Below are 7,206 nucleotides of genomic sequence, written 5' to 3'. Positions count from 1 at the left end.
TGGTGAAGTTTATGCCGATAGTGCTTATGCTAACAAGAAAAACGATGAAAAACTTGGTAAACAAAATAACAAAGTTCTACACAGGGCTTACAGAAATACACCACTTACAGACAGGCAAAAACAAGAGAATAAACAACGATCATCCATTCGCTATATTGTTGAACGCACTTTTGGCTTACTCAAACAACATCATGGATTAGCCAAGGCAAGATACCTTGGATTAGAAAGAAACAAAACTAGAGAGCAGCTTATTGTTATGAGTTACAATCTTAAAACTGGGATGAATATTTTTAAACAAATGCGAAGTCTAGGGGATTGTTACGCCCAATGAGTGGGAGAGGACTAAAAATAGGGAAATAAAGCAATAAACAGCTGGGAAAATAAGGTTTTTTTTGGACTTTATGAAAAAATACAGGTAGTTTTGAAAATATTTTTGAAAAAATCCAAAAATTGAAATTAGGGTGGAGAATTATGAGTTATGCAAAAGTCTCTAAAAAAATATTACTGTAACAGTTAAAAAAATTTGTCAGGGACTTTTGCACTAAAAAACAATAAAGACATAAAGAGGACGCCATCCTTTTGTTTTAAAATAGAAGAATAAAGTAAAAAAACAGTTGGTAAAAATAAGTTTTTTTTGATTTTATGAAAAATACAGGTAATTTTGAAAAAATATAAAAATTGAAATTAAGATGAAAAATTATGCGTTATACAAAAGCCTCAAATAAATTAAATTTAAAAATTATCATCCCTATATTTGCTGCCACATTGATTGGTACGATTTGGATGTTATTAAGCAAAAATAATATTGGAGAAATAGGGTTAACAGATAATTACCAAGCTAAACAAATTATTTGGCATGATGAAACAAAATATAAGGGCATTTCGGTAAACACCACAAAAGATCAGTTCAACGAGGGTAGATCTACGATCCTCGTTGTAACTCCTGTGACACAAAATAAAACTATTAATAAAACCCTTCAACAACTCAGTCAAAAATTTATTGATGAATTTTATAAGGAAGCAAAAAAGCAAGAGAGTAACTATAAGAAATATGTTGCGGAAACTAATCTAGAAGCAGCAACATTTATCACTAATTATGTTCAACATTTTGATGTTTCTTTTGTATCAGAAGATTACATTGCATTTGTATTTAACCAACACACTAATACTGGTGGCAGTGGAAATGACAGCATTTCCTCTAGAATATTCCACAGAGCTAGCGGTAAGGAAATATATTTGTCAGATTTTTTCTCTAATGACACATATTTATCAACATTGTCAGAAATTTCCCGTACAAAATTACATAAAAAATACCCACAAGAAAATAATATATTTATCGAAGATGGTACCACCCCTAAGCAAGAAAACTTTGATAGTGTGGTATTGACTCAAAAAGGTTTACTAATTTCTTTTGACAAATATCAGGTAGCGCCAGGATCAGAAGGCATTGTTAAAATACTTATACCGTTTAAAGATTTATCTGAATTTTTATCACCCAAAATAAAAGAATTGTTTCAATAAAATAAAGGAGTGGCGCCCCTTTTACTATCATAATAGTAGATTCTTAAAATCAAATATCGTTAAAAATTTCGCATCAAAAGTACAAGCTCCGTAATCTTTTTCTACATTGAATATATGACTCAAATGAAGTCCATTTAGTGTCTCAGGATTATATATATGGCAATCAAAACATCCTCTGTCTGTTTCAGGGTGCTCTAAGTCAAACCACTTTGGATTTTGCATATAAGTTTCTAACGAAGTATTCGCCAAGAGACTTGACCACCTATCTCATTTTTCCATGTAGGAGTATGCCATCGCTCAAAAGAGGATTAATGGATTGCATCCAAGCACTACCCACTAGAAAATAGTTCGCTCAAGTGGGCTCTTGTTAAAAACAAGCGGGTAGTGCTTGGATGCAAACTACACTGACTAACCCAGTGATACCATTTTTGTAGCAAGTGCCTAAAGGTTTGCATATCAGGGGCTTGATAAATTTTCTGGAAGGTCTCACGCATACGCATCGCCTTACATACGCCCTTAATAAAAGCAGGGGACATATCGCAACTAATAGCTTTAACTTGCTCTTTGTTGCCATTTTGTTGTTCTAATGTTGCCACAAAATCATGCACAGTTTTGGCGCTCTTACCATTACTAATATGCACCACTGCCTTTTTGTATAAATCAACAAATAGGGTGATATAGTCGTGCCCTTTGGCAACACTGGTTTCATCCAAGCCAAAGGTATCAATACCGCTTAAATCTTGGTTGAGTCTTGCCTCATCGACATAGATGTCTAAAAGTTTCCAGACTTTGTAAATATTTTACTTACGCTGGGGTTTTGTATTATGAAATTTCCCCAGTAAACTGGATACTAATTTCCAATTCTACCTGCTATTTTTCATGTCAACAATCTTTTTTAGGTTTAAAGTAAAGTCTTCTAAAAAAATTATATTTTTTCCACCATTAAAATAATCTCATTAGTTTTTTCATCACAAGCAAGCACCTTGTGCCCATGCACCTTGCACCAAGCAGGTATATCATGCAAAACCCCAGGGTCGGTGGCAATTATCTGAATGGTGTCACCTATATCAATTTTCTCAATCATCTCCCCCAATCGAATGACGGGCATGGGGCAGAGCAATCTTTTAACATCTAAATTAGTTTGCATTAATCCAGTCCTGTGGTTTGAGGTAGTATTCGTATAGTTTGGCTTCTGGGCTGTTTGCTTTTGGCTGGTATTGATATTCCCACGCTACTTTTGGCGGCAAGGACATTAAGATTGACTCAGTGCGCCCGCCTGTTTGTAAACCAAACAGTGTGCCACGGTCATACACCAAATTAAACTCCACATAGCGACCACGATGATATAACTGAAATTGTCGCTCTCTCTCACCATATTCACTGTCTTTGCGTTTTTCTACAATGGGTCTGTAAGCCTTAATATAACTATTACCCACGCTTTGCATAAAAGCAAAGCACTGCTCAAAACTACCTTCATTCAAATCATCAAAGAACAAACCACCAATCCCGCGTTGTTCGTCACGGTGCTTTATATAAAAGTAATCATCACACCATTTTTTATATTTTGGATACACCTCATCACCAAACGGTGTGCAAGCATCTTTAGCATTTTGATGCCAAAAAATACAGTCTTCCTCAAAGCCATAATAAGGAGTTAAATCAAAACCACCACCAAACCACCAAATCGGGTCTTCACCATCTTTTTCTGCTAAGAAAAAACGCACATTGGCATGTGAAGTTGGCACATAAGGGTTGTGCGGATGAATCACTAACGACACCCCTAAAGCAGTGAAACGACGCCCTGCTAGCTCAGGCCTAAGTGCAGTGGCTGAAGCTGGCATATCATTGCCACGCACAATTGAGTAGTTCACCCCTGCTTGTTCAAATACTTTACCATTGGTGAGTACTCTAGTTAGCCCATCACCTTTGTTGTCAGGCTTTTGCCACTTATCTTTAATGAAGCTCGCCTTAGTATCAACGGCTTCTAATTGTGTGCAAATATTAGCTTGTAGCGCCAATAAATAGGTTTTTACTTGACTAATCATGAAATTCATTATACTAAAACTTGGTGAAAATTTTTGTTTAAATTGCAATTATACAAATGTATAAAAAAAATATTGTTATAATAATATCTAATATGAAAACATTTCATGAAATATTTAATACACTCGCTGGCATTAGTAACTATAAATTCACTGTTATTGCCATCGTTGTTGTTACATGGATTTTAAATAATTAATTAGAAGGGAAAATGCAAGCAAAAATTACAAGGGGTTTTGAGTTTTTTTTAAAACAGAATGAATTGGGTAAAACCGATTCTAAAAACATCAATCGATTGTTGCTAATGATGGATGAAAATGGCTATATTGACAAGCAAACGATATTAGCAGAAATTTTTACAACAGCAGCCGATGCAGAGGCGAATTATCGCAACTTTATCAAGCGAATATTGGATGCAATTGGTCGGCTTACTGAAGACCCTGAAATGAATCCTGAAGAAAAAAAAATACTCAACTCCATTGAAGTGAACACCCTCAAGGCCAACAAAATGCGGAAAGCAAAAGCGAAATTGCAATTAAAAGTGGGTTATGAGCCAACGAAGATTGAGCCTTTGAAAAATTGTCAATATAACGATGAAAATTTTGAACCTAATACCGTCAAAGATGCCACTGATAAAGATGCGATTAAGATTTTTATGAGTTACAGTCAGGACAACGAAAACGATGCTCAAAACTTTAAGCGGTTATTTGAAGAAAAAAAACCTGATATTAATGGTAAAAAAGTGATAATTTGGACAATGAAGCAATTGCATGCTGGCTCAACATTTGAGGAGCAAATTCAAGAAAATTTAAATACATCTGATATTGGACTTGGCGCCTTATCGCAACAATTTTTAGAAAGTAAATATATTGTAGAAAAAGAAATACCTCACTTTTTAAATAAAAAGGCTTTGTTTTTATTTGGCTTAGACACAAGAATAGATGGTAAAAAATCAAGTGTTGATGTTTTTTTTAACAAAGTAAGTAAAGAATTGGATACAACGCATATTCTGAAACAACAGGTGTGCTACTTAAACGATGGATCTGGTGATTTTTTTGCTGATTGTAACCCTGAGAGTGAGAGGCAAAATGCTTTTGTTGATAAAGTTATTAAAGGCTTACAAAAATTTTACCAAAATAAACCCAAAAACAATCCACAGAAAGCGCAAAAGACAGGTGTAATAAGCCCTCCTTCGGACAATAGATACTTCAAAAAAAATCATCAAGATAGCTCGGCAAGAATCATTTCAATGTCCACCGAAAGTGAAGCATTATCAAACAAAAACACCGAAACAGACACAAACATTAAAGTGGATCTAATCACCGACATGCTAGATTGGATTAAAAACTCCTCACAATCCATCTATGCCCTACTGGGCGATTACGGCATGGGGAAAACTTTTAGTTGTCGTATTCTATCCGCTAAACTCACGGAAAAAGCGGGGGCTATTGAGCCGTTTTATATTGATTTACGCAATACGCCCACCTTTGTTACGGATAACCATATTGTGCGTCAACCATATTTGGAAGAGATAATACAGAGCGTTCTAAGACGGCAAAACACAACAGCCGATGCACAAGCGTTTATTCAGAAAGCACAAGATGGTAATTTGATTTTTATCTTTGACGGTTTGGATGAAAAATTGGTGCATTATACTAAGGATATGCGTCAGCAGTTTTTAGCAGAATTGATGAGGGTATTCCCCAATACGGCTCATCGTGGGGATTCAAAAGTTAAAATAATCCTCTCTTGTCGCAGTCATCATTTTGAGGATTTAAAAGCGCAAAGTGGTTTTTTTCGTGGCTTAGGCAGAGACAATTCCGCACAACAGGATTATCGTGCGGTGGAAATTCTACCTTTTAATTCAACACAAATTCAATCAATGTTAAAAAAACAACTGGGTGAAAAGGATAGTACACTTGTTGTTAAATTTATTAACGACAATCATTATTTATCAGGCTTGGCAAGTCGCCCTTTTCTGCTGAGTAAAATCGCCTCTAGCTTGCCAGCATTAAAACAACTCAAACATATTAATTCAACCAGCCTCTATCAAGCACTGATTGAGGATACACTCAGAAGAGATGATGAGAAACATGTATTAAACCTACGCCATAAAAAGACACTATTACAAGATCTGGCTTATTATTTATGGGAAAAAAAGGTGCAAGTTTTGCCCATTGATGACTTAAATGATTGGTATCAAGACTGGTTACAGCAACATCAAGAGGTGCAGGCGCAATACCAAAAAATCAGCCATGCAGAATTAGAGCAGGATTTACGCAATTCAACTTTATTGGTGCGTTTTGCAGCGGCAGATTTTGGCTTTACACACAGCTCAATGCAAGAGTTTTTTATTGCTCAGAAATTAACCAAAACATGGCAAAAATCAAGCTTAATAACTTTAACTGGAAACATTTCCGCTCTAACCCGACAATTTATTTTAGATGGTATTGTTTTGTTATCTGATAAAGAAATCACTCAATTACATCAAGCGCTAATCCAAACTTTGGCACAAAAAAGCACAACGCCTGTTGCCCACTTAGCACTGGACATGGTCAGCACAATGCACAAACACCAATTAGCTATGCCAGTGTTTGAAGTAGTGCAATTAAGTCAACTAAAACTGCAAAAAATAAGCGTTTTTGGCTTAAACTGCCAACGCCTTGTCATTGACGCCACAGAATTATCTGCCAGTGAATGGACGGCAGTAACGATTGGCGAATTGTACTTAACAGTCAGTAATTTAAATAAATCTATTTGGCGTCACAGTCAAATACAAGCGCTGCATAGTGGGTTTAAACTAAAATCAGACTCGGTGCTAACCTCAGGTTTGTATCAATGGACATTAACACAATGCCAATTGTCATTCCAGCACGCAGAACTGTCTGCACAATTGGATTGGCATATTTACAAGGAACAGCATAAGATTAACACCATAAAATCATCCGCTAAATTTGAAAGGTTGGAATTTATGCAAACTGGGCATACGAGTGGGATTTTGAGTGCAAATTTCAGTCCAGATGGCAAACAGATTGTTTCTGCCTCAGGGGATAACAGCCTTAAACTTTGGGACTTGAATGGCAATTGTTTGCAAACTTTTATTGGGCATACGAATGGGGTTTTGAGTGCAAATTTCAGCCCAGATGGAAAGCAGATTGTCTCTGCCTCATTTGATAACAGTCTTAAACTTTGGGACTTGAGTGGCAATTGTTTGCAAACTTTTATTGGGCATACGAGTGAGGTTTGGAGTGCAAATTTCAGCCCAGATGGTAAACAGATTGTCTCTACCTCAGGGGATAACAGCCTTAAACTTTGGGACTTGAGTGGCAATTGTTTGCAAACTTTTATTGGGCATACGGATAAGGTTTTGAGTGCAAATTTCAGCCCAGATGGTAAACAGATTGTCTCTACCTCAAGAGAAATTTGTATTTGGCAACTCTCACCTCAATCTCAGCCCGCTTGGCAATTACAACACTTATGGGGTAGTGGCTATCGTCTAAGTTTTACCGATGAACGCTTAACTGCAATCCAAGCCACAGATACAGCATGGCAAACACTCAATTTTAGCAATGGCGTACAAACCTTGTCCATTGATGACTATGCAAGTTTTGTGTTAAGTGAGTCACGCAATTTAGAAATTTAAAA

At 36.2% G+C, this 7,206-nt stretch carries 6 protein-coding genes; 3 read left to right on the top strand and 3 right to left on the bottom strand.

The features are described 5' to 3' along the window. On the top strand, positions 1-331 hold a 331-nt coding region (locus tag BHECKSOX2_RS02450), incomplete at its 5' end, for a transposase (RefSeq protein WP_139682469.1). Between the two features lie 368 nt (positions 332-699). After that, complete coding sequence (locus tag BHECKSOX2_RS02445; protein WP_139682314.1) at positions 700-1,521, top strand: RsiV family protein; 822 nt, start codon at positions 700-702, stop codon at positions 1,519-1,521. Between the two features lie 329 nt (positions 1,522-1,850). Here the strand turns inward: BHECKSOX2_RS02445 and BHECKSOX2_RS02440 are convergent, their stop codons facing one another. The 3 genes from BHECKSOX2_RS02440 to hemF all read right to left on the bottom strand — a co-directional run bounded on the left by BHECKSOX2_RS02440 (position 1,851) and on the right by hemF (position 3,575). Then, entirely contained in the window at positions 1,851-2,234 is a 384-nt protein-coding gene (locus tag BHECKSOX2_RS02440; protein WP_180323623.1) for a transposase, read from the bottom strand. Positions 2,235-2,446: 212 nt separating this feature from the next. After that, the gene (locus BHECKSOX2_RS02435) at positions 2,447-2,668 is read right to left on the bottom strand and encodes a sulfurtransferase TusA family protein (RefSeq protein WP_139682312.1); all 222 of its coding nucleotides are present in this window, start codon (positions 2,666-2,668) and stop codon (positions 2,447-2,449) included. Next, entirely contained in the window at positions 2,658-3,575 is a 918-nt protein-coding gene (hemF, locus tag BHECKSOX2_RS02430) for an oxygen-dependent coproporphyrinogen oxidase (protein ID WP_425356604.1), read from the bottom strand. Before hemF ends, BHECKSOX2_RS02435 begins: the two co-directional genes overlap by 11 nt. Before the next feature lie 197 nt (positions 3,576-3,772). Between hemF and BHECKSOX2_RS02425 the strand changes: the two genes are divergently transcribed. Then, positions 3,773-7,204: an NACHT and WD40 repeat domain-containing protein gene (locus BHECKSOX2_RS02425; RefSeq protein ID WP_139682310.1), complete on the top strand. Its 3,432-nt coding sequence runs from the start codon at positions 3,773-3,775 to the stop codon at positions 7,202-7,204. Positions 7,205-7,206 lie beyond the last annotated feature (2 nt).

Origin of the sequence: thiotrophic endosymbiont of Bathymodiolus puteoserpentis (Logatchev) (assembly GCF_900127505.1) — a bacterium.
Classification (GTDB): domain Bacteria; phylum Pseudomonadota; class Gammaproteobacteria; order PS1; family Pseudothioglobaceae; genus Thiodubiliella.
Note: the sequence above shows the minus strand (reverse complement) of the source record. Positions and strands in the feature narration are given on the sequence as shown.

Excerpts from the sequence above, each read along its gene's own strand:
- BHECKSOX2_RS02445 (WP_139682314.1), top strand. The coding sequence starts at position 700 with ATGCGTTATACAAAAGCCTCAAATAAATTAAATTTAAAAATTATCATC.
- BHECKSOX2_RS02435 (WP_139682312.1), bottom strand. The coding sequence starts at position 2,668 with ATGCAAACTAATTTAGATGTTAAAAGATTGCTCTGCCCCATGCCCGTC.
- hemF (WP_425356604.1), bottom strand. The coding sequence starts at position 3,575 with ATGAATTTCATGATTAGTCAAGTAAAAACCTATTTATTGGCGCTACAA.
- BHECKSOX2_RS02425 (WP_139682310.1), top strand. The coding sequence starts at position 3,773 with ATGCAAGCAAAAATTACAAGGGGTTTTGAGTTTTTTTTAAAACAGAAT.